Source organism: Psychroserpens sp. (genome assembly GCF_047633235.1).
Taxonomy (GTDB): Bacteria; Bacteroidota; Bacteroidia; order Flavobacteriales; family Flavobacteriaceae; genus Psychroserpens.
The window spans coordinates 47,359-69,019 of the sequence record NZ_JBLIET010000017.1 but is presented as its reverse complement, the minus strand read 5'-3'; the positions used below and the strand labels follow the sequence as shown (position 1 = coordinate 69,019).

18 protein-coding genes are annotated in these 21,661 nt (G+C 34.0%); 1 reads left to right on the top strand and 17 read right to left on the bottom strand.

Annotated elements, in window-relative coordinates:
• From ACJAZK_RS07465 to cyoE, 11 genes are all read right to left on the bottom strand, one after another.
• On the bottom strand, positions 1 to 791 hold a 791-nt coding region (locus ACJAZK_RS07465), incomplete at its 3' end, for an ABC transporter permease (protein WP_415223370.1).
• 1 nt (position 792) lies between these two features.
• Positions 793 to 2,037: an ABC transporter permease gene (locus tag ACJAZK_RS07460; protein ID WP_415223369.1), complete on the bottom strand. Its 1,245-nt coding sequence runs from the start codon at positions 2,035 to 2,037 to the stop codon at positions 793 to 795.
• The gene (locus tag ACJAZK_RS07455; RefSeq protein WP_415223368.1) at positions 2,030 to 2,731 is read right to left on the bottom strand and encodes an ABC transporter ATP-binding protein; all 702 of its coding nucleotides are present in this window, start codon (positions 2,729 to 2,731) and stop codon (positions 2,030 to 2,032) included. The genes ACJAZK_RS07460 and ACJAZK_RS07455 overlap by 8 nt, the downstream gene beginning before the upstream one ends.
• 135 nt (positions 2,732 to 2,866) lie before the next feature.
• The gene (locus ACJAZK_RS07450) at positions 2,867 to 3,094 is read right to left on the bottom strand and encodes a hypothetical protein (RefSeq protein WP_415223367.1); all 228 of its coding nucleotides are present in this window, start codon (positions 3,092 to 3,094) and stop codon (positions 2,867 to 2,869) included.
• A gap of 3 nt (positions 3,095 to 3,097) precedes the next feature.
• Positions 3,098 to 3,646, bottom strand: a complete 549-nt coding sequence (locus ACJAZK_RS07445; protein ID WP_415223366.1) for a DUF420 domain-containing protein — start codon at positions 3,644 to 3,646, stop codon at positions 3,098 to 3,100.
• Positions 3,647 to 3,651: 5 nt separating this feature from the next.
• Entirely contained in the window at positions 3,652 to 4,407 is a 756-nt protein-coding gene (locus ACJAZK_RS07440) for an SCO family protein (RefSeq protein WP_415223365.1), read from the bottom strand.
• A 6-nt stretch (positions 4,408 to 4,413) separates the two neighbouring features.
• Positions 4,414 to 5,130 carry a hypothetical protein gene (locus ACJAZK_RS07435; protein WP_415223364.1) on the bottom strand — a complete coding sequence of 239 codons (717 nt, stop codon included), beginning with the start codon at positions 5,128 to 5,130 and terminating at the stop codon, positions 4,414 to 4,416.
• Between the two features lie 68 nt (positions 5,131 to 5,198).
• On the bottom strand, positions 5,199 to 5,639 hold the full coding sequence (locus ACJAZK_RS07430) for a cytochrome C oxidase subunit IV family protein (RefSeq protein ID WP_415223363.1): 441 nt from the start codon (positions 5,637 to 5,639) through the stop codon (positions 5,199 to 5,201).
• Between the two features lie 20 nt (positions 5,640 to 5,659).
• Entirely contained in the window at positions 5,660 to 6,637 is a 978-nt protein-coding gene (locus tag ACJAZK_RS07425) for a cytochrome c oxidase subunit 3 (protein ID WP_415223362.1), read from the bottom strand.
• A gap of 138 nt (positions 6,638 to 6,775) precedes the next feature.
• Complete coding sequence (locus tag ACJAZK_RS07420; protein WP_415223361.1) at positions 6,776 to 7,357, bottom strand: cytochrome c oxidase subunit 3; 582 nt, start codon at positions 7,355 to 7,357, stop codon at positions 6,776 to 6,778.
• Position 7,358: 1 nt separating this feature from the next.
• Positions 7,359 to 8,255, bottom strand: coding sequence for a heme o synthase (gene cyoE, locus ACJAZK_RS07415; RefSeq protein WP_415223360.1), 897 nt, complete (start codon positions 8,253 to 8,255; stop codon positions 7,359 to 7,361).
• A 445-nt stretch (positions 8,256 to 8,700) separates the two neighbouring features.
• Between cyoE and ACJAZK_RS07410 the strand changes: the two genes are divergently transcribed.
• Positions 8,701 to 9,420, top strand: coding sequence for an MBL fold metallo-hydrolase (locus ACJAZK_RS07410; protein WP_415223359.1), 720 nt, complete (start codon positions 8,701 to 8,703; stop codon positions 9,418 to 9,420).
• A gap of 3 nt (positions 9,421 to 9,423) precedes the next feature.
• On the opposite strand, the gene ACJAZK_RS07405 is transcribed toward ACJAZK_RS07410, so the two are convergent.
• The 6 genes from ACJAZK_RS07405 to sprA all read right to left on the bottom strand — a co-directional run bounded on the left by ACJAZK_RS07405 (position 9,424) and on the right by sprA (position 21,659).
• Positions 9,424 to 11,535: a gliding motility protein RemB gene (locus ACJAZK_RS07405; RefSeq protein ID WP_415223358.1), complete on the bottom strand. Its 2,112-nt coding sequence runs from the start codon at positions 11,533 to 11,535 to the stop codon at positions 9,424 to 9,426.
• Between the two features lie 125 nt (positions 11,536 to 11,660).
• The gene (locus tag ACJAZK_RS07400; RefSeq protein ID WP_415223357.1) at positions 11,661 to 12,455 is read right to left on the bottom strand and encodes an energy transducer TonB; all 795 of its coding nucleotides are present in this window, start codon (positions 12,453 to 12,455) and stop codon (positions 11,661 to 11,663) included.
• Positions 12,456 to 12,571: 116 nt separating this feature from the next.
• A complete protein-coding gene (locus tag ACJAZK_RS07395) occupies positions 12,572 to 13,297 on the bottom strand; it encodes an energy transducer TonB (protein ID WP_415223356.1) in 726 nt (241 codons plus the stop codon).
• A 64-nt stretch (positions 13,298 to 13,361) separates the two neighbouring features.
• A complete protein-coding gene (locus ACJAZK_RS07390; protein ID WP_415223355.1) occupies positions 13,362 to 13,745 on the bottom strand; it encodes a VanZ family protein in 384 nt (127 codons plus the stop codon).
• Positions 13,717 to 14,097 carry a glycine cleavage system protein GcvH gene (gene gcvH / locus ACJAZK_RS07385; protein WP_415223354.1) on the bottom strand — a complete coding sequence of 127 codons (381 nt, stop codon included), beginning with the start codon at positions 14,095 to 14,097 and terminating at the stop codon, positions 13,717 to 13,719. The genes ACJAZK_RS07390 and gcvH overlap by 29 nt, the downstream gene beginning before the upstream one ends.
• A 59-nt stretch (positions 14,098 to 14,156) precedes the next feature.
• Entirely contained in the window at positions 14,157 to 21,659 is a 7,503-nt protein-coding gene (sprA, locus tag ACJAZK_RS07380; RefSeq protein WP_415223353.1) for a cell surface protein SprA, read from the bottom strand.
• Positions 21,660 to 21,661: the final 2 nt, after the last annotated feature.

Here is a 21,661-nt window from a genome sequence, read left to right as displayed (position 1 = left end):
CTCATATCATTAGGGTGGACGGTATGTCTCACTTTAAGAAAACTAAATATGGATTCTTTAAGCTCTGTAATATCATAGGCATCATACGCAGTTATAACCATATAATAGATGCGATCTCCTTGATTAAACGCTTGATTGAAAGTCGTAAAAGGAATAATTATAGTATTGGCGTCTTCCTCAGCATCTCCCTGACTATTAGGCTTCTTAAATGTTCCAACTACCATGAAATTAACACCATTTATTTCAATATAAGAGCCTATGACTGGTTCATCCTTATCGTATAAACCTGTAATCACGTCGATACCAATAACGCAGACTTTTCGCTTAGCTTCTATATCAGAATAACTCACAAATCTGCCTTCAAGAATATCCATTGGTTCTTGATTAATATAATCTGGATAATCACCATAAATTCCAAAAGCACCAATTTTGGTTCCCCGTATTACATTATTCTCTCCACGATAGCCACCAAGCTTATTTCTTGGAGAGGCATATTTTATTTCAGAAAATTCGGTTTTTAGAGCTTCAATATCATTTAACTTGTAGCTAAAACGTCTGCGCCTTGGCAAACCTTTATACGCCATTGAAGTACCTTGCGACCAAGTGAGAATAGAATTCGTGGCAAAATCATTAAATTCAACCGTAGCGCCATTCTTAAGACCATTAGTTAAAGCGAGTAGTAAAACCAAAATGGTAATTCCCCAAAACACACCGAAAGCCGTTAACAGAGTTCTAAACTTGTTAGCGGTTAGTGCTTCTAATATTTCGTTCCAACGATCTTTATTAAACATCTTATTCGTCTCTTAGAGCTACAATAGGTTTGATTTTTGCTGCGCGATATGCAGGAATAAAACCTGCTAAGGTTCCCGCAGCAACTAGTATAAATACCGTTATCAGAGCTGTGTTAAAATCTACTTGTGGATATTTAATAAATTCATTTTCAATAGTTGGCCCGATAAATTCTAATAACCCCAATCCCATTATTAAACCAAATAATCCAGAGAACATAGTCACAAAAATAGATTCTTGAAGAATCATAAAGATAATGGATAGTGGCTCTGCGCCTAAGGCTTTTCTTATCCCAATTTCCTTTGTACGTTCCTTAACTATAATTATCATAATATTACCCACACTTACAATACCGGCTATAATAGTGCCTATACCTACAAACCAAAATACCGCCTCGATTATATTACTTAAAGAATATATTTTTTGCGCTTTTTCTAGCGTATTGTCTATACGAACTGCAGCTCTATCATTTGGCGCTATGGTATACTTTGTTTTTATATCATTATCGATACTCGCAATTAAATTTTTCGACAGTTCAACAGTGTCATCAAAATCATCAGACATAGCCACCGTAAAAGACATATCTCTCAAATTATCTGCACCATTAAACGCAATTTGAGCTGAACTAATTGGAATATAGACTTGACTCTCCTCTCGTTCACCACCTGGATCAGCATAAACCCCCACCACCTTAAAATTGATACCATAAATAGAGACCATTTCCCCAATAGGATTTTCACCTTTAAATAGTTCTGTTTTCGCTTTATTACTAACAACAATAACTTTTCTTGAGTCTTCAATATCCCCTTGATTAACAAAACGACCTTCAGAAATTATAGCATTTTCAATGAATTGAAAATCTGGATGAACACCTCTTACACTGAAATTTCCTGATTCTTTTTTATAAACTAATTGTGCGCCCCAATTAGAGTATCCGCCAGACTTATACTCCAAATAGTCACCGTAAATATTGGATATATTCTCAAAGTCTTCATTCTTTAATTGAATTCTTCTATTGGGATTTAAACCTTTATACTGTTTAGTTGTAACACGAGTTCTTACACTAATTTTATTAGTAGCATCTCCAGCAAACTGGGCTTTAACACCATTTTGAACTCCAGAACTGAAACCTAAAAGGACTATAAAAATAAAAATACCTGAAGCCACTGAGATACCTGTTAAGACAGTTCTCAACTTGTTTTTGCTTAAAGTCTGAAATATTTCTTGCCAACGCTCTATATTAAACATGAACTTTTGCTCTAATTTGTTTTACTTGACTATCATCGATAATTATACCATCCTTTAAATTCACAATGCGTTTTGTCATCTGTGCAATATCTGGTTCGTGTGTGACAATAAGAATTGTTTTACCCTCGTCATTGATACCTTGTATTAAGTCCATTACCTCATATGAGGTTACAGAATCCAAGGCTCCAGTTGGTTCATCTGCCAAAAGCACTTTAGGCTCACTTGCTAGCGCTCTTGCAATCGCTACTCGTTGTTTTTGACCACCAGATAGCTCGTTTGGTAAATGATGAGACCATTCAGCTAACCCTACTTTTTCTAAATAGTACTCCGCTTTTTCAATACGCTCATGACGTTTCATCCCTTGATAATATAATGGCAATGCAACATTGTCTAAAGCAGATTTATAATTAATAAGATTGAAAGATTGGAAAATAAAGCCTAGAAATTTATTTCTATATCGTGCTGCTACCTTTTCATTAAGATTCCTGATAGGCACACCATCTAATATGTAGCTTCCTTCATCTGCCTCATCTAACATCCCTAAAACATTTAGTAAAGTAGACTTACCAGATCCCGAAGACCCCATAATAGAAACTAGCTCACCCTCTTTTACATCAAAATTAATACCCTTTAAAACATGGAGCGAGTTGCTCCCCATTTGGTATGACTTGTGTAAATCCTTGATTTGAATCATAAATATGATATATTAATTCATACAATATTACACAAAATCGAAAACCAATTGTGCTAAGTATTTGTTAAGAATTAGATTATTGATTAATATTTATAAGACTTCTAAATATCAAGATTGTTATAATGGTTTCAAATGTTATTGTATTTCTTTTCGTTCTCGAAAGAACTTCCAATAGATTATAAATGCAATACCTGCAACTAATAGATATGGAACTACCATTAAATACATGATGCCATCATTAACACCTTCGGCCGTCGTTTGGCCTTCTTCACTTTCTAATACAGCCCTGCACATTGCGCATTGCGCATTGCCCTCTAGAAAAAAGAAACATGAAAAAAGAAAAAAGAAAATCTTTTGCTTCATGATTTAAATATAATATGGTGAAATCATAGCATACACTACAACTCCAGTTACAGCGACATATAGCCATAATGGAAATGTGATTTTTGCTATTTTCTTGTGACGCTCAAAATTATGAGTAATGGCTCTTACATATGTAACCAATACGAAAGGAATAATTATAATTGACAATAATATATGTGTAATAAGGATAAAATAGTATATATATTTTATAGCACCTTCTCCGCCAAATTTCGTTGAATCACTAGTCATGTGATACGCGACGTACATCACTAAAAACGCAACCGATAATGTGATTGCGAACTTCATTAAACGCTCATGAAGTTTTCTGTTTTTATTTTTAATTGCGACCACTGCAAAAATTAAAACAAATGCAGTTAACCCATTAATTGTTGCATAAATTGGAGGTAAAATTGATAGTGGTTCTACTTCAATCCCAAAATCTTGTAATTTCAATCTTGAAAGAACGGCAACGACTACAGGAATAACAACAGCCAAAAGAACGATCCATTTGTTATATTTTTTTTCTTCGGAAGGATTTTCTACAGTATTCATTTCAATTAATCTTCTTTTAATAGTTTAGCGATATCTTCTTTAAGCATACTTATTTCTTCGGATTCTCCATCATCATCAACTTTCTCTTCTTCACTAATAATGCCTTTATAGAAAATTTTAGGGTTTTCGAAGTTGTCTTTTCTAGAGCGCATAAAACCGTCTTTATCTATGAGCGCAAAGTTTCCTGAATGCTCAAAGCCATCATCAACATTTGGATTTTCCCCCGCATAAATATTAAAACCTATATTTGCTAAATCATAAATAATATCTTGATTTCCAGTCATAAAATGCCAGTTTGGATTAGTAATCCCATAATTTTCAGCATATGCTTTTAAAACCTCCTGTGTGTCATATTCTGGATTTATAGTAAATGAAGCCACTCCAAAATTCTCAAAATCAGAAAAGGTGTTTTGAATCTCTACTAAGTTTCTATTCATTCTTGGACAAATTGAACCACACGTTGTAAAGAAAAACTCTACTAAGTACACCTTACCCTCATAATCTTTATTTGTGATGGTTTTTCCATCTTGATTAACAAAAGAGAATGGTGGCACTTTTTTAGGCAGACCGTTAATCTCTAAGAACATTAAATCAGACACAAAACCTTTAGCATCTGATGACACCTCTTTTGATCTACTTTCAGATCTTACGATATCTCCACCTTTTACTCTATTTATAATCTTTGGAACAAAAATAATTCCGAAGACTAAAAGAATAAAAGCGATACCTATATAAGAATAATTTGTTTTTTTTTTGCTCATAATAATTTATTTATCGTTAGCATTTAAATCTTCTGCTCGTCGCGATGACGAATCAAATTTACCCTTACGTTTTTGACGATACTCGGTAAATAAAATCCTCAGATCATCACTCATTTTGTTCTTAATTTCGTCAATCTCAATGCAGTCATAAGAATACAAAGGATAAATTATTTCTTTCTTTTCTTTCTCCTTATCCTTTCTATCATCTAAACGTCCACGTTGGCTTAAATCCTTATCGATGACAAATACATGATCTGTAAACAAATCACCATCTAAAGGTTCTTCTGTTTTGAGACTATCAAATATTTTTTTAATATCATTTGGCTGTCCAAAGACATAATGCCAAAAGCGCATATCTGCATAGTTATCGATTTCTTTATGAAATTTTTCCGCCTCAGATTCAGTTCCTTTCGGTAAAACAATAACCACTTGAAATTTCTTAAATCCTAAAAACTTATCATAGACTAACTCTTTAAGATTTGAAGCAGCTATGAGGTGATTTTGTGGATCATTTCCGAGGAAGCCAACAATAGTAATATGGTCTTTAAGGAGGACTTCGGCTTCAGAATCTGAAGTGAATAATTCTAAATCTGCGACATTATCACCTACTATTTCTAAAGGGTCATAGTTATGTGTAGAGGGATACAGCATCAATAAGAATGCTACAGGTAAAAAGAATAATATGCTTAATACAAGATTCCGTTTGATATTGCTTTTTTCCATACTGCAAAAATAAAAAAAGACGGTTTAAAAAACCGTCTTTTACTATACTTTATAATGATAATACTATGTTAAAAATCTGTTTTAATAAAACCGTTTTCATAAACACCTTGAATGTAACCTCCCTCTTGTAATAAGATGAAAATTAAGTAGCATACTAAGAAAACACCAGTCCAAACGACCATACGTCTTAATGCTCCTGTTTCGTCTCTCATATGCATGAAGTCCCAAGTAATATAATATGCCTTAACAATTGTTAATACAATGAATATTAAATTTAATGGCTTCATATAAATAATTGGAGACAAAAACAAGTTCCCTAAAGTTGCTAAAAGCCCACCTTCAAAGGGTGCTATCCATGAATGCATTAAGAATTCTGGTTTGTAAATCCCCAAAACAACTTCCACTATGGTCACTAAAGTTAAGAAAATTAAAACACCCCAAATTTTTTGAGTGTTAGATTTAAACTTAAGAGTGCCTCTAAATATTTCCAATTTATGTTCTTGTGCCATTTTTTAACTTTTATTCTTTATTATACTAGGTAGAAGAATGTAAATACGAATACCCATACTAAATCGACAAAGTGCCAATACAATCCAACTTTTTCTACCATTTCATAGCTACCTCTCCTCTCATAAGTTCCAAGGATAACATTAAAGAAAATAATAATATTAATTACAACTCCAGAGAATACATGGAAACCGTGAAATCCTGTAATGAAGAAAAAGAAATCTGCGAATAGTGAAGCTCCATATTCATTAACCTCTAAGTTGGCGCCATGAACAACAAGCGTCCCTTCTCTCTTTAATTTAGTGAGTGACTCCTCTCTAGATAGGATTGTTTTTTCACCTTCCTCATTAAGATCTTGCGTTCTTATATGCACATTTGGATGCGCAACTAACCCATTATAGACCTCTTGAACTGTATATACTGGCAAAGGACCTTCTTCTACGAACCAAAGTCCGTTTTTTTTCAAATGCCTAACTCTCTCGTCTTCCACAGAGATTGCCATTTCACTTACAGCCACTCTTTTCCCGTCTGAATCAACAAATTGAAGAATGTTACCTCCTTTTGTTTGTACTGCACCATATTCACCTTTAATAAATGTTCCCCATTCCCAAGCCTGTGAGCCAACGAAAATCAAACCACCAATAATAGTTAAGAACATGTACCATGTTACTTTTGATTTCTTCATGTGATGACCAGCATCAACAGCTAATACCATTGTTACAGACGACATAATTAAAACGAATGTCATAAAAGCAACATAAATCATTGGGTAATTCCCATGAAAAAACGGAACATGCGTAAACACCTCGTCAGCTATGGGCCACGAGCCCACAAACTTGAAACGTGAAAATCCATAAGCTGCTAAAAAACCCGAAAACGTTAAGGCATCAGATACGATAAAAAACCACATCATCATTTTACCATAACTAGACTTGAGTGGCTCTTTTCCTCCACCCCAGCTTTTGCCTTCTGTTCCAGTATTCGCTACTGTAGTATCCATATAAAGCATTTAATTATTAAAAGTTGCACAAAAATAATCATTTTATCTATCTAAAAAAACATCCGATTCTAAATTTTAAAAACAGAGGTCTATACTAGACTAAATCAAAAGTTCTTGCTTATAAAAATGATTGAAAAATTAAACTATAAATGTTAAAAATAAAAACAAGAATAACCACAGTATATCTACAAAATGCCAAAAGGTTGCCGAAAGCTCCATACCTAGCATTTCGGTAGCAGTATATTTCTGTTTAAAATGATTATAAATAACAACTAATAATGAGATTAATCCTGCTGCAACATGCAAAATATGCAAAAAAGCAATCACGTATATAAAACTCATCGTCACATTAGATGCTTCTCCTGTAAAGTAATAGCCAGAGGCTACAATTTGATTAAAACCTGCATACTGACTCACTATGAAGCCTATACCTAAAACAAAAGTCAACACCAACATTGCTGTTGTTAGGCTCCTATTATTATTTTTTAAAGCTCTTTTTGCTACAACAAAGCTTAAACTACTTATCACGATGAGCACGCAACTTATAAAAAATGCTTTTGGCATAGTAAAATCGGTCATCCAGTCTTCACGTTTTCTGCTTACTAGAACAGCACTTGTTAAACCTGCAAACGACATGATTAAAGATCCTATTCCAAACCAAAGCATCATACGTTTGGCTCTATCATTCTTTTCTTTTAATGTTCCTTGTGTTAAATCCATTTTATCTTATAAATTTATCTGCAACGTAAACAATTTGTAATAGTGTAATATAAATTACGCTAGAAAGCATCAATTGTTTTGCTGCTTTGGTTGTTCTTTTTTTAAATAATTCAAATGCATAATAGAGCATTACTAAGCCTATTAAAAAGACGACAACTGCTGCCACCACAGACAGTTTTAAATCACCAGTCACATTAAAAACAGGCATGATAGATATAAGTATCGTCCAAATAGTATACATAATAATTTGCACTGCTGTTCCTTTATCTCGTTTTCTCGTGGGTAACATATAGAAACCACCTTTTTCGTAGTCGTCAAATAAAAACCACCCAATAGCCCAAAAATGAGGGAATTGCCAAAAAAACTGTAACGCGAATAAGGTTCCAGATTCAATGCCAAAATCATTTCTTGCAGCTACCCAACCTAACATAAACGGGATGGCTCCAGGAATAGCTCCTACAAAAACAGCCAAGGGTGTTTTGGTTTTTAAAGGTGTATATACACACGTATAAAGAAAAATAGAAATTGCCCCATACATCGCTGTACGCTCATTAATAATATAAAGTACAGTGATCCCTAAAAGAGTGAAAACTGTTGCTATAATAAATGCAGATCTAACACTCATTCTACCCGCAGGAACTGGCCGGTTCTTAGTGCGATCCATTAACACATCTAAGTCCTTTTCAATAATTTGATTAAATGCATTGGACGCACCAACCATAAAATAACCACCAAAAGCTAATAACGTTAGCGTGTAAAAATCAACCTGGCCAACAACACCAAGAAGGTAACCAGCAAGTGCAGAAAACACGACGCTTATAGACAGTCTCATTTTCGTTATTTCCTTAAAATCAGAAATTAATGACACTTGATTCACAGATGATTTTACAGTACTCAATACAAGAGGTTTTATTGCGTTTGCAAAGATACTCTGAAAAAAGCTTTTGGACAATTCAAAACATAATTAAATACTGTTAAGAAAAATGACTGCTTACTTTGACAAACTGAACTTGATTTAATTTTAAATATTAGAATCAAAACTTGTACTATATACTTTTCCCGAAATCGCCTTAAATTGATTTATATAAGAATCTATTGAGTTAAAAGCAACCTGAATTTAAAAACACATTTATAATTCCACATCGCATTAACCTCTTTGAGTTGATCTATCTTTATAAGACTCTTTTTTTTTAAATATTCATGAAATATTTATCTGTGCTTATAATAATTTCTTTTTTTTCTCTTCGTAAATTTCGGGAACGTACAACGTTTTGATAACGTTGAAATGGAGACTGTAAAAGTTTCAGACCACGTGTATATGCTCTTAGGTGCTGTCGGAAACATTGGGTTTCCATAGGAGAAGATGGTGTTTTTATAATTGGAACCAATTTGCACCGCTTTCAGAAAAAATCCTCACTGCTATTAAAGCGTTAAGCGATAAAGACATCCAATTTTTAGTCAAAACGCATCATCATGGTGACCATACAGGTGGAAACGAAAATATGCGAAAGCTAAGCGCGATAATTATTGCTCATGATAATGTGAGACAACATATGCAATCGACACCAAAGCATGACAGTTCTTCGGAAGCTAAAGCAGCTTTGCCAATTATCACCTTTAAGGATGAACTCAACCTCTTTATAAACGGAGAGAAAATTCGTGTGTTTCGCATAGGACACGCGCATACAGATGGTGACGCACTTCTATCTTTTACTAAAAGTAATGTGCTGCACACAGGGAACACCTACTTTAAAGAACGCTATCCCTATATAGATTTAGACTCTGAGGTCAGTGTTAACGGCTATATCAATGCTGTAGAACTAGGTCTTCAACCCATTGATCAGGATATTAAAGTGATTCCTGGTCATAGAAAGTTGTCTAATAAAGAGGAGTATCAAAGCTTTCTAAAAATGCTAGAGGACCTAAGATCTAAAATTTCCGAAGAAATAAAAGCGGGTCAAACCGAAGTACTTACCAAAACATATGACGCTTTAAATTATGGAACTGGGTTTATTAATTCTGAAAAGATTAGGAGGCCTTTTTATTTGAGTTTGAAGGACTAACTCCTAAAAATCATTATACCAATTAAACAAATCGGTTCTTACTCCAATCGTAAACCAAGTTGTACTCGTATTTAAGGCCGCTGCAGTATTTGCTTCTGGATTGTAATTTCTAAAGGTGATATTGGTAAATAATCTCAAGTTAGTGGCCGGATTGATGATATAACCACCACCTAAATCTGCTTGAAAGACATCTGTTGTGTTTCCTTGTCCAACAGATATTCCATTATTGGCATTACGATCTATTTCACTTCTATAAATATTGCTTCCGTAATTTGCAAAATCATCACCTTCATTGAAATCAAAACCTCGCTTTCCGAAGATAAATTTAGCATCACCAAACCAACGTTTGTAATTGTAACGACCTATTAGAATAGCTTCACTAAAATTCGCTCCCCAAAGATGCGCCATTGGCTGATTGTTATGCGCATAGTTTAACACGATAGAATTATGCGAGTAGGTATATGGTCGCACTCTATTGTATTCAAATTGAAGCAATAAATTATCTACCTTAAAAGCATCAAAATATTTAATCCCTAATTGGTAGCCAAACTTATTTCTCCAACTCTTATCTCCTGCTGTGACATCATTAATAGCAAATTCATCTAGTATAAACTGTCCATAGAGATTTATTTTGTTGTTCCACTTATATTTTGCGGATGCTCCTAAAATAGCATTACCAGCATCCTGTCCTGTAGAAAACTCAATAGCTCTGTAAAAAATAACCGGATTTAAATAATTAATATCAAATCCTCTATTATTATCATTTGCCCAAAGTACAGATTCAAATAAACCAATATTTAATCGCTTGGTGACATTCCAACTCAAATAGTGGTTTGCCATATATTTAGTTAAAAAGGCACCATCCTCTGTGACTTCTCCTCTTACATCTCTAAGCCACATCCAAGTATTGGTATATTTAATTTTCCAAAATTTGGTATTGAGTTTAAAAAACGGATACGGACTCGTAGCATCTCCTTGAAATAATGATCTATAACCGTCACCTATAAAGTTTTTACCGTGCCCAAATTGAACATTGATAAATTTTGCTGGTGAGTACGATATGTAAGCTTCTGCAACTGGGTAATCAAAGCCGCCATCTTTAAAAAGTTTAGACAAACCTCTTCCTGGCACGATTGGCTCACCTCCTTCAGCTTGTAAGCTTAAAGCATACTCATTAAAGTACTGTGCAAAACGACCTTGACTTTCATAAATAGAGGTTGTGAAATTAAACTTTTTACCCAAGCCTCCTTGAATAAAAATTCCTCTTGTATTATTGTAGGTAGAACTAAAATCTGCTTCGGTATCTTTACCTACTTGTAAATCAAAAATAGGATCTACTGTAAACCAATAGTCTTTCCCTTGAACTTCAACTAAATGCTCATTCCATAATTTTTTACTCCACCATCCTTCACTGCCTTTTACCAACCCTTCTTTTTCGGCTTTAAAATCATAATAAACCGAAACTTCATCATAAGTAAATGGTTTCGCTGCTGTATGGCTATTGGTTCCTAGACCATTCATTTCTTGGTCAAACCTAGCATAATAGTTATGTGTAAATGGAATATTTAACTGACTGCTGTATTCTAGCTTTTCGTATGTAACGCTACTATCAGTGACACTTTTATATTCATCGCTTACATCTGTATTAATATCTGTAGTTTCAATAAGTTTTATGGTATTCACTTTTGCTTGTTGGGTTTGAATTTCCAATAGATCTACTAAAGGTATTTTTATACCTAATGAGTACTGATAAAATGTAGGCTTCCCGTTGTATGTTCCTGGAGTTACTTTTGTCAATGAATCAAAAATGCGCTTTGTTTCTTCTTTGAGCTCGTCATAAACTGCATCTATATAAAGTACTGAAATCTCACCTTCTTTATCAACTTCAAAAAGCACTTTAATTTCACCTTTATAGCTATCATCATTAACTATTTGAGGAACCTTAAACGCTTTAAAAATATAAGCATTGATTTTATTATTAAAACATGTTTTCAATTCGTCAATAGGTTGTGCTTCGCACTCAGGAAATATTGGTGATTTCTCAAAACTTGAAGCTTCTTGCGCCGTTATAAAACCAAAAACAAATAAAAACACAAGTAAGAAACGATTCTTCATAAAGTAAATACAACATTAGTTGCCGAAAGATACTATTTTTTTCAAAATAGAGATTAAATAAAAACGGTCTTAAACTATGAATAGTCCTTGACCGCTTTCTGTTTTTACTTCGGAAATGTAACGATTTAATTCACTCTAAATACAATTGGTAAATTATACAGAACCGAAACTGGCTTTTCTCTTTGAAGACCAGGTTTCATTTGAGGGATTTTATTAGTCACACGTTCTGCTTCTTTTTCTAAGCCTGGATGCGGAGCTCTGGTTAAAATATCTGTAACATTACCATTTTGATCAATTTTAAATTGCACATTAATACGTTGCGTTCCAGACAATCCAAGTTCACCAGCCAAATCAGTATCAAATTTACGTTGCACCAATTTTGTAATCTTTTCATTCATGCATTTGACTCGTTCATCGTTCGTTATCATTTGTTCACATCCTGGATATACTGGCACGATTTCAACGCCATTCATATTAAAAATGTCTGGGTTAATATCCTCTGGCTTCTCATTCTTTACTAAAGAATTAGGATCTATAGGCTTTGAGAGAACAACAGGTGTGGTCACAATATCTACCAACGGAGCATTCACATTATTCTTAACAATTTTAATTTTGTTAGTGATAATTTGTTGCTTCTTCCTTTTAACAGGTTTTTGTACTGGAGCATTTGGCTCTACAACATAAGCAGGCATAATAAATGTAGAGTTGTCGAGGCTAAGAGGTTCTAGAGTAGCTTGGTCACTATTTCTAGTCTCAAACTTCATCTCAAACATCCCATAAGTCCCTAAAAGACAAAGAATGAGTCCGATTTGAAAATACAACGATGAATTCTTTTGTAAATTCGCATCGTGCTTTTGTGATTTTTGCACTTTTCCATTGCTCTGACCAGCAATAACGTGCATTTTTTTAAAATCTTTCATAATATTTAATTTATAATGTTAATATTATGATGAAATCTCAATAAGCATACCAAAGTAAAAATCCCATCTAACTAATTAGATGGGATTTTGAAATTTTATGATATGTTTGATTATATCTAGTCTTGTACTTGGAATAAAATTGGTAACGAGTAAGGAACATTTACCGGCTTCCCTCTTTGCCTACCTGGCTTCATTTTTGGTAATAACCTAATAACTCTCTTAGCCTCTTTCTCAAGACCTGGATGTGGAGCTCTTGCTTGAACACCTACAATATTACCAGCTTTATCAATTTTAAAGATGACGTTGATTCGTTGTCTTCCAGATAAACCCAAATCAGCAGCTAAATCTGTATTAAATTTTCTATTTACAAATTTTGCAATCTTATCAGACATACATTGCTTTTTAGCATTATTTCCTTTTTCGTTTTCACAGCCTGGAAAAACGGGTACGTTTTCAATAACGTTAAAAGGGACGTCTATATCTTCCTCTACCTCTTCAACCTCTATATCCTCAACCTCAACAATTTCTTCTTGTTGATCTGTTTCAGTAGATTCGATTACTGTTTCTTCAATTTCCTTTTCATCTTCCACAATTTCGATTTCCTCTGGCACGACTGGTGGTGGTGGTGGTGGTGGTGGTGGAACTATTTTTTGATCTGTAATTGGAATATCCTCTTCTTCAAGAGCATCTAAATCTAACTGTCCAATATCAATAGCCTCTTTCTCAAAAGTCTTATAATTGATAGTTATATAGGTTAGCGCCATCATAAGGGTCATACCCACCGCAAAATACAGCGAACTGTTTCTACTTACATCTGATTTAATATTCTTTTTGGGTTCCATGTGCTTAAAAGGTTTTCTGATTGCTAAATTAACCAAATATTTGTTAAAAAAGCAAGCTATTAATTCATTTTAACTTTAGTTTATTTTTAAGTCCTATGATTAGGGCTGCAAAGGCAACTCCTAAAGCATTTGCCATAACATCGTATATATCCAAAGTTCGATACGATGTCAATACCTGTTGCAATACTTCAATAACAATGCCATAAAGGATAACACATATTGCTGAAATAAGTATTGCATAGACTACTGTTCTTCTTTTACAAGAATTATAAACTAAAACAGTAAAAAAAAAATAAGCTATTACGTGGTAAATTTTATCATCAAAGGAAGACCCTAAACTTGGAATATCGCCTATCTGAGCTAAACTACCAATGGTTAATGCAAGCGCATACAAAACTAAAATCGGCAGAGCCCATTTTTTAAGCGCCAATAAGAGCTTTGTAATCATCGGCAGATAATAGATTATCAATTTCTGAAGCATCAGAGAATTTAATTTTAATCATCCAACCGTCACCATAAGGATCTGTATTTACTTTTTCTGGATCGTCTTCTAAACTCTCATTGAACTCAGAAATCTCACCAGACAATGGTAAAAATAAATCTGATACTGTTTTAACCGCCTCAACAGTACCAAAAACTTCTTCAACCTTTAAAGTTTCATCCAGAGTTTCTACTTCTACATATACGATATCACCAAGTTCTCCTTGAGCAAAATCTGTTATACCTACTGTAGCTGTATCACCTTCAATTTTGATCCATTCATGGTCTTTGGTGTATTTTAAATCTGATGGTATATTCATGTTATTTTGTGCTATTTTATATTATTACAAATGTAATTTTTTTTAATATTATTTACTACTTAATTTCCAAAATTGTAACGTAAAGTAAATCCTGATCTAATCGTCGTTTGCGGAAATGCAGTAGATATTTCGTATTCAGAGAATGTGTAATCAAAGTAGAAAATCGCAGTCAAGTTTTTAGAGAACGCATAATCTGCAGTATATTTTACACCATATACTGTTTGTCCTTGGGTAATTTGGTTATTCAAGATATCCAAGTATCTAATAATCGTTTTATTATTTCTTACCGAAACATCAGCTCTCATATTCAAATCACTCTTAATAATCTGTTTGGGTCCAGCTAATTTAGAACGAATACGAAGATCTTTGATACGATAGCCTAAACCTAAGATGTATTCTTTACCTTGTATTTCTGTAAGTAAGTTATTATCAAATGACATCGATAAAATTCTATCTTTTCTCATCTCTGCCAAAATCTTAACTGAATTTTTCATCTCAAAATCAAGTCTAAATAGCGGACTAAATTGCTCTTCTAAATTGACATTACTAAAAATGGTTTGATTTTTAAAATTCCCAGATTGATCCACAACATCACTTAAATTAGCCTGATCTTCATAGGCCACTCCTGGTTGTAAATCGCCGGGTTTTAAATCTAAGTTTGTTCTAAATTGATTAATCGTGTAACTAGAACGATAACCATGGGTAATAGAGAAACGCTTAAAGTTCTTTTTAAACCATTTCATTTTCATGAAACCCGTATATTTTAATTGCCAATTTGGAATTGGAATATCTCTAAAAGCAGATAAGCTAATTTTATCTGGATTTGTCCCTTTGTATGCTGCTAAAAATGAAGGCAGTAATACCGCTTGACTATTTTTACCAAAACCTAAAGGATAGCCTTCACTATCCAAAGCAAAGTTATCATTACCATAAAACTCTCTTGCCAAACGTCTAGCGACTACCAATCTATTTGTTCTAAAATCATCAAATGCTGCAGATTGATTTTCATCGCTCTTATCGAAGGATGTTTTAATTAAAGCGGTTGATATATTAAAGTTTCCGAAGGAATTAGTGATTAGCGGATTATAATCTAATACACCATCTGAACCTGGATTACCATTGGCATCTATAAAATCTTCAACTCTAAAGTTTTGCGTCATACTTTCTGAGTATGTACGGCCACCTGTTAAATCTATATTTAAATCTTTAATCAATTCTATATCTGCAGAGATATCTAAAATACGATTTGTAGTCTCGCTATATTGCTGATTAAAATCTGGGAATACGGTTAACCAACCATTTCTAGCAGCTAAATCCCTAATATCACTTTGACTACCAAACGTGTAACCCAAAGTAGGTTTAAAAGTACCAATGATACCGGGAGTTCTTAAATACCCTGGTAAGAATGAACCATTATTCTCAGTGTAATTGATTTGAATCCGTTTTACAGCCGTTACTGCATCTATAAATCCATCTAATATTTTTGAGCCTACACCTTTTTTACTAGGACCATTTTGTGCAACTGGTGTTTCAACCTTATTACCGTCTTTATCTAAAGCACCAGGAGTGGCACGTTGACCTGTTCTAGAGCCTCTCTTTTTCTTTTTGGTAAGGCCTATATGCTTATATAAAGTCTCCATGTTAAACGTCGAATTGATATTATGTGTGTTCGCGTTTTGAATAGAGTTACCTAAATTGTAGGTCGTAAATGAGTCATCTTCATTTTGAATAGGTAGATTATTATTTAAATCTGATCCTTTCTGCCATTGAAAATCTCCCGTATAAGAATATGTTGCACGCATAAAACTCAGCGTAGGAATCTTATATAAAGGAATCTCGTAATTAATCTGTAATTGCTGATTTTGAATATTTGGATCACCTAAATCGAAGAAGCCATCCCACACATCTAAGTTTGGGTTTTGTCTCCCGTTTATAACGTCGTCAACAAAATAATTTCTAACAATATTTGTATTTGCTGCCGTAAAGTTTAGACTCAATGCTTTTGTCAAGTTATAGTTGATCGCATATTGCGTATTGAAATTGTAATTTCTTCGGAATAATTCTTCTAAACCAATATTTTCTCCTGCTAAATCAACCTCCCTAAATTTTTGCTTATTAAACTGGCGAATAATATCAGTATTTACTGAGAAATTTGTTGGTATTGGATTAAAATTAAAGTCTTTTAAGATTTTCCAGTATTTATTTCTAAACAAAGAATCGTTTTTCTTGAAGGGTTCAATAGGTTTGGAATCAAAACTATAAGTATAGTTAGCTCCAGCCCTTATTTGTTGACTTAAAGAACTTTCAATTTCAAAATCACGACGCTCTTCTTTATTATAGGAGTAATTAAGCGTTAAGTTTTCTACATCGTAAAAACGTGGTTTAGCATCTCCCGTTCTATTTTTTCTAACCCCTATAAAGTTAATGCTTTTACGTTTTGTGTAGTTCTCATTAACCTTTAAGATTGAATCACGATTCGTGGTATTATCTAATTGAGCCTGTAATTTTATATCTCTATAAAACTCGTCATACTCTGGTGTGATAATTTGCTCACCTACAGCATAATTAAAGGGTAATTGGATCCCCCATTTTTTAGGTAATAACTGTCCTAAATTTAAATTAGTTACAACATCATATTGCTCAACATCTTCTCTACTTCGTTCATTTGGTCTTTGCTCTACAGAGCCAAAACCAATTGTACTTATACGTCCTGTTGCACTTACATTTGCAAAGTCTGCGAAATTAGCATCCAATCCAGCTACTGCAGCCCATCCACCTTCATTATCTAAATCGGACAAGCGCAGTTCATTAAACCAAATCTCACCGCAGGTATCCATCCCACTTTGACCAGAGTTTTTAACACCTACCATTAAGACTCTTACATCTCCAAAATTAGGATTTCCTATAATAGCGACTCTTTGCTGACCAATAATAGGAGGATCAAACTCTAATGTTTCTGTGACTTCACCTCCAATAACGTTATAAAAGTTTGGTTCTAAATCTGCTAGAGAACCATTTGCAATACCTATAGATTTTATTTGTTCTAATATATCTAAATCAATATTAATCTCATTTACCTCGGGCCAAATAGATTCTTGTGAGGACATGCCTGACGAAATTTGTAGAGGCACTTCAATTTGATAGTAATTTTGAGTAAAGTCATTACCCATACGAATAAAACCAACCAAATCACCATCACTGACCATGGTGGTTGATTCTCCTGCATCGGCATGAATAAACATACGTAATTTGTTATACTGTCGCATGTCTACATTAATATTTTTAAACACACCACGAGAATCTTGTGGCTCTAAATCACAAACCTCCAATTGCAAGGACTGCTCATTTTGTCTAATAATATTGTTGTTGTTATTTAATTGTTCTAAGACTACTCCTGGTGGCAAATCATAATTACCTTCATTTTGCTGAAGACCAACAACACCTACGGTAAAATCTGTATCGTCATTGTCATTATTAGGTTCTTCATCTAATGTCAAATTGTATCGTCTCCAATCACTACGCACTAAATCAAGAGTCGCAAAGCGTAATACCGTTGTTTCATCAAAATCTGTTAAAAATAAACGTGCAAAACGTACCGATCTAATATCTGAAATACCTCCAACAGCCGTTCTACTGGGACCGTCTCCTATTGGAACTCTAAATTGATACCATGTAACATTTTCAGTTGAACCATTTGGTAAAGTTACTGTACGAGGCTTAATATCATTAATTAAAGGATTACCCTCGTTTAATAAACCAGGACTAATCTCTATCTCATATTGAAAATAGCTATCAATCGTATTCATGGTATTATCTCTATTGATATCTTCAACATCTGGTTGTGGCGTAGACCCTCTATTAGTGTCTGTGAACACATCTGGAGAATTCCCTTGTTGACCATTATAATTTTTATAACGATCAAAAATATTTCCTTCAGTATTTAAATAATAAGAATAATTATCTTTTGAAGGATCGTCACCAAATGCACCACCAAATTGTGCTAGTTCTTCGGCATCATCATAACCATCATAGCCTACATCCTGATTATTACGCTCCTCTCCACCTGTAGAAAACGTGTAAATTAATGATTGATTTCGAGGCACAACCGTTTGAAAAGAGGTTGCCGGTAATATTGGAGTGATATCACCATCTTCTGGCAATCCATTTTCATATTGTTTCTTTCCATCTTTTAATACATCTTCAGAAATATTACCTAAATTGATAAACAACTTTCCAGATTGACCAGCATTTGGATTATTTAAGAATGGATCTTGAACCCAAAATTCAATATATTCTACATTGGCTTGCTCAAAATCTGTAGAGGTAATTTGTCTCGTGATTCCTGCCCAACTATCATCTGTATTTAAATTATCTCCAACGGCGTCTTGGTCAAAGTTGTAAGGTCCTCTTTCCGAAGGATAATACACTAAATCTAAAGTATTGATTACTGTACTTTGTCCTTGAGCAATATCTAATTGTGGAAAGACTTCATCAATAAATACACGTCTTGTGTATAGATCTGAAACGTCATCATCACTAATTTCATCTGGACGTTGGTTGCTGTAAAAAATAGGATCAATAGTGTACCAATTTAATAGTGCTCTATCAAAACCATTTTGAATACCATTTTCATCTTCACCGCCAAAACCTACATACACTTTACCCAGACCTCTTGGTCTACTTGCCAAGAACCAAGACTGAGGTGATAACAAATCTATGGCTCCTTGAGTGCCTTCAAAATCATCTATGTAAGCAGTCGCTTCATTATTAAAGTCTGTTCCCTTTGGAGCTCCTGGTGCGAGATAAGCAAACTCACCTCTAACGGATAGATTTGAAGGTGCATCTGTATCTATATTTGGTAATTTATTAACCAATCTTGTAAAGAAAGGTACTTCAGTTGAGAAATTACCATTAAAACCAAATATTGTATTATTAATTGGCTCTGTATTAAAGTTAGCTTTTTGTGTAATTGGACGTTCATTTAAATTTAAAAGCGTCGCTCCCAATACAAAGTTTTCATTAAACTGATGTTCTACATTAACCCCTGTAAAACGTCTTGTCTGTTGTCCAAATACGGCATTGTTTTCTACAGCAACATTGATAGGAATGTTAGAGGACTTTAAAGCTTCATCAATAATATAAACACGACCAATTTGATAATTCACGGTATAGTCTTGGCCCTCAACTAAGGTTCGTCCTCCAGCAGTAACAATCACTGATCCTCTAGGAACATTAAATGCTCCTAACGGAATCCCATCTCCTCCCGAAGATTTGTAACGTCCTTTTATTTGAAATTTATTTTTCTCTGCTTCATCTAAAGCAGCCGTTTTGGTTTGCTTATAGAGAATATCATAAACATACTTTTCTTGATTAGGATTATATGGATTACCCATTATTGGACCATCATAATTATAATCTGCTTCATTATCAATCCCATTACCATCATCATCAAGAATATCAAAGAGGTAACGACCAAAAGGTTCTGTTTTTGTGAATATAATTTTTCCGTTTTGAGTCAAAACAGTCGTGCCTTGAACAAAATCAAAGAACCCGTCACCACCAGCCTGCGGGTCATTGTTAAAATTTAATCTATCTAAATGAAATAGTCTAATTAATGGTGTATCTATAATTTCTCCATCATCTGATGTATCAAAAGGAGTATTATTTCCAAACACAGGAAATGGAGTACCATCAACAGGTGAAATATAGTTTAAAGGCGACGCTTCCGTATAAAAAATATTAAGCCTAAAATCTTCTCTATCTAGCTGAAAAGCGCCTGTATCATAAATGTTTTTCATCATTAAATCCCAAATAGGTTGATTCACATCTGTGATTGGACTTTTAAGCATTTTAACTATTAAACTTTGTGTGGAACCTTCTTGAACAGTTATAAAATTATCATTAACACCATCAAAATTAATATCAGGACCATTGTCTATTGTTCCGTCGCCGTTAATATCAGCATCACCAGTATCGTTTATTCCGTCATTATCAGTATCAGGTCCATTATCTACTGTACCATCGCCATTGACATCGGCATCAATAGAATCTGGAATATTATCACTATCCGTATCATTTCCTGAGGCTGTAGAATTCACACCGTCATTAGCAAATTCACCCACTTGAAACACTTCCCCACCAATAGTGTATTGAAATGCAACGGCTAGAATCTCGTCATTGAGTAATCTTTGATTTAAGGAAATATAACCTAATTGCTGACTTAACGCGTAATCTCTCCCTTGTTCTAATTTTCTTGCATTCTCTAGTTTACCAAAGTCAAAACCTTCATTCGCAGGAACTAATATGCCTTGCTCTGCAGTTGTAATATCTCTCACTGCTGTTGATAATAATGAACCGGCTCCCCCTATATTTGTTGGGTCGAAATCATTATTCCCATTATCTGGAAACGACCCTGTTGGAGCATTGATAAATCCAGCTGGTGGATTATCTAAACCAATATTATCATTTGCGGTGTCAGCAGGGTTGTAATCTGATTCCCCTAAATCTTGCAGTGCGACGACGTTTCTTACGTTGTCGGTCTGATTACTCCTATTGGTAACCCACACCTCTACTCTAGTAATCTGAACATTATTAGCAATAAAGGGATATCGCAACATCGATTCGTCATAAGTATCTCTAAAATAGTGTGCTAAAAAATAGTGTCTGTTTTCATCATAGTCTCTTGCAAAAAACTCAAATTCTTCTACAGTTCCTCCTCCTTGTGCAACTACAGACTGCGACTGTGATTGTTGTTCTGAAAAAATAGCTGTGACTCTCGTCTTTCCAAATTGTAACTCGGTTTTAACACCAAATAAACTCTGTGCACCAGTTATTAAAGAACTGTTAAGAGGCATGTTCACATTACCTACTTCAATCTTTCTAATGATATCATCTTCTGTTGGTGTGTATTCTAATTTAGTCAATTGCTGAAAATCAAATGTAGACTCCGTATCGTAATTAACAGTGACTTGCAAACGTGTCCCTACCTTACCCAATAAACTTAAACTGATACGCTGATCAAAATCAAAGGTGAAATTACTTCGGTTTCTAGGCGAGAATGTTGGATTATCTTGTTTAGTAAATAAGATCCCTAAATCTACTTCTGCAGAACCTTGAGGAATCACTTCAATCGTATTTCCTCCGAAAATAGTTTCAAAAAACCCTGAGTTGATATAAAATTCTGGCAATAAGTTTTTTTGCTCTTCCTCCGAACCTTCTTTTTGTCCAGCAGCAGCATCAATTTTTTGCTTATAATATTTTTGTTGTTGCTCGAGTAATACGAGTCTTTGAAATTCTGCTGGTGTTAAAATTATGGGATAATTAATGTTAAACTTCCCTACGGTTTCTGTGTAAATATATCTGTCTGTAATAGGATCGTAAGTATATTTTGAAACTATACTTTGCGGGTTTGGGATACTTAATCGTCCTAATGAAAAACCTGTTCTTGTAGAATCTTGATCTATAGGATTAGTTTGAGCATAAGCTAAACCACTAAACAATACTAAAGCAATAATAAATAGTAGTCGATATAATTTCGAAAAAGTAAAGTTAGTTGTACTCAAAT

Bases quoted from the DNA above. Each gene is read 5' to 3' on its own strand.
- ACJAZK_RS07395 (WP_415223356.1), bottom strand. From the start codon at position 13,297: ATGGAACCCAAAAAGAATATTAAATCAGATGTAAGTAGAAACAGTTCG.
- ACJAZK_RS07430 (WP_415223363.1), bottom strand. From the start codon at position 5,639: ATGGCACAAGAACATAAATTGGAAATATTTAGAGGCACTCTTAAGTTT.
- ACJAZK_RS07405 (WP_415223358.1), bottom strand. From the start codon at position 11,535: ATGAAGAATCGTTTCTTACTTGTGTTTTTATTTGTTTTTGGTTTTATA.
- ACJAZK_RS07445 (WP_415223366.1), bottom strand. From the start codon at position 3,646: ATGAATACTGTAGAAAATCCTTCCGAAGAAAAAAAATATAACAAATGG.
- ACJAZK_RS07440 (WP_415223365.1), bottom strand. From the start codon at position 4,407: ATGAGCAAAAAAAAAACAAATTATTCTTATATAGGTATCGCTTTTATT.
- ACJAZK_RS07460 (WP_415223369.1), bottom strand. From the start codon at position 2,037: ATGTTTAATATAGAGCGTTGGCAAGAAATATTTCAGACTTTAAGCAAA.
- ACJAZK_RS07425 (WP_415223362.1), bottom strand. From the start codon at position 6,637: ATGGATACTACAGTAGCGAATACTGGAACAGAAGGCAAAAGCTGGGGT.
- ACJAZK_RS07400 (WP_415223357.1), bottom strand. From the start codon at position 12,455: ATGAAAGATTTTAAAAAAATGCACGTTATTGCTGGTCAGAGCAATGGA.
- ACJAZK_RS07450 (WP_415223367.1), bottom strand. From the start codon at position 3,094: ATGAAGCAAAAGATTTTCTTTTTTCTTTTTTCATGTTTCTTTTTTCTA.
- ACJAZK_RS07390 (WP_415223355.1), bottom strand. From the start codon at position 13,745: ATGATTACAAAGCTCTTATTGGCGCTTAAAAAATGGGCTCTGCCGATT.
- ACJAZK_RS07455 (WP_415223368.1), bottom strand. From the start codon at position 2,731: ATGATTCAAATCAAGGATTTACACAAGTCATACCAAATGGGGAGCAAC.
- ACJAZK_RS07420 (WP_415223361.1), bottom strand. From the start codon at position 7,357: ATGGATTTAACACAAGGAACATTAAAAGAAAAGAATGATAGAGCCAAA.
- gcvH (WP_415223354.1), bottom strand. From the start codon at position 14,097: ATGAATATACCATCAGATTTAAAATACACCAAAGACCATGAATGGATC.
- ACJAZK_RS07435 (WP_415223364.1), bottom strand. From the start codon at position 5,130: ATGGAAAAAAGCAATATCAAACGGAATCTTGTATTAAGCATATTATTC.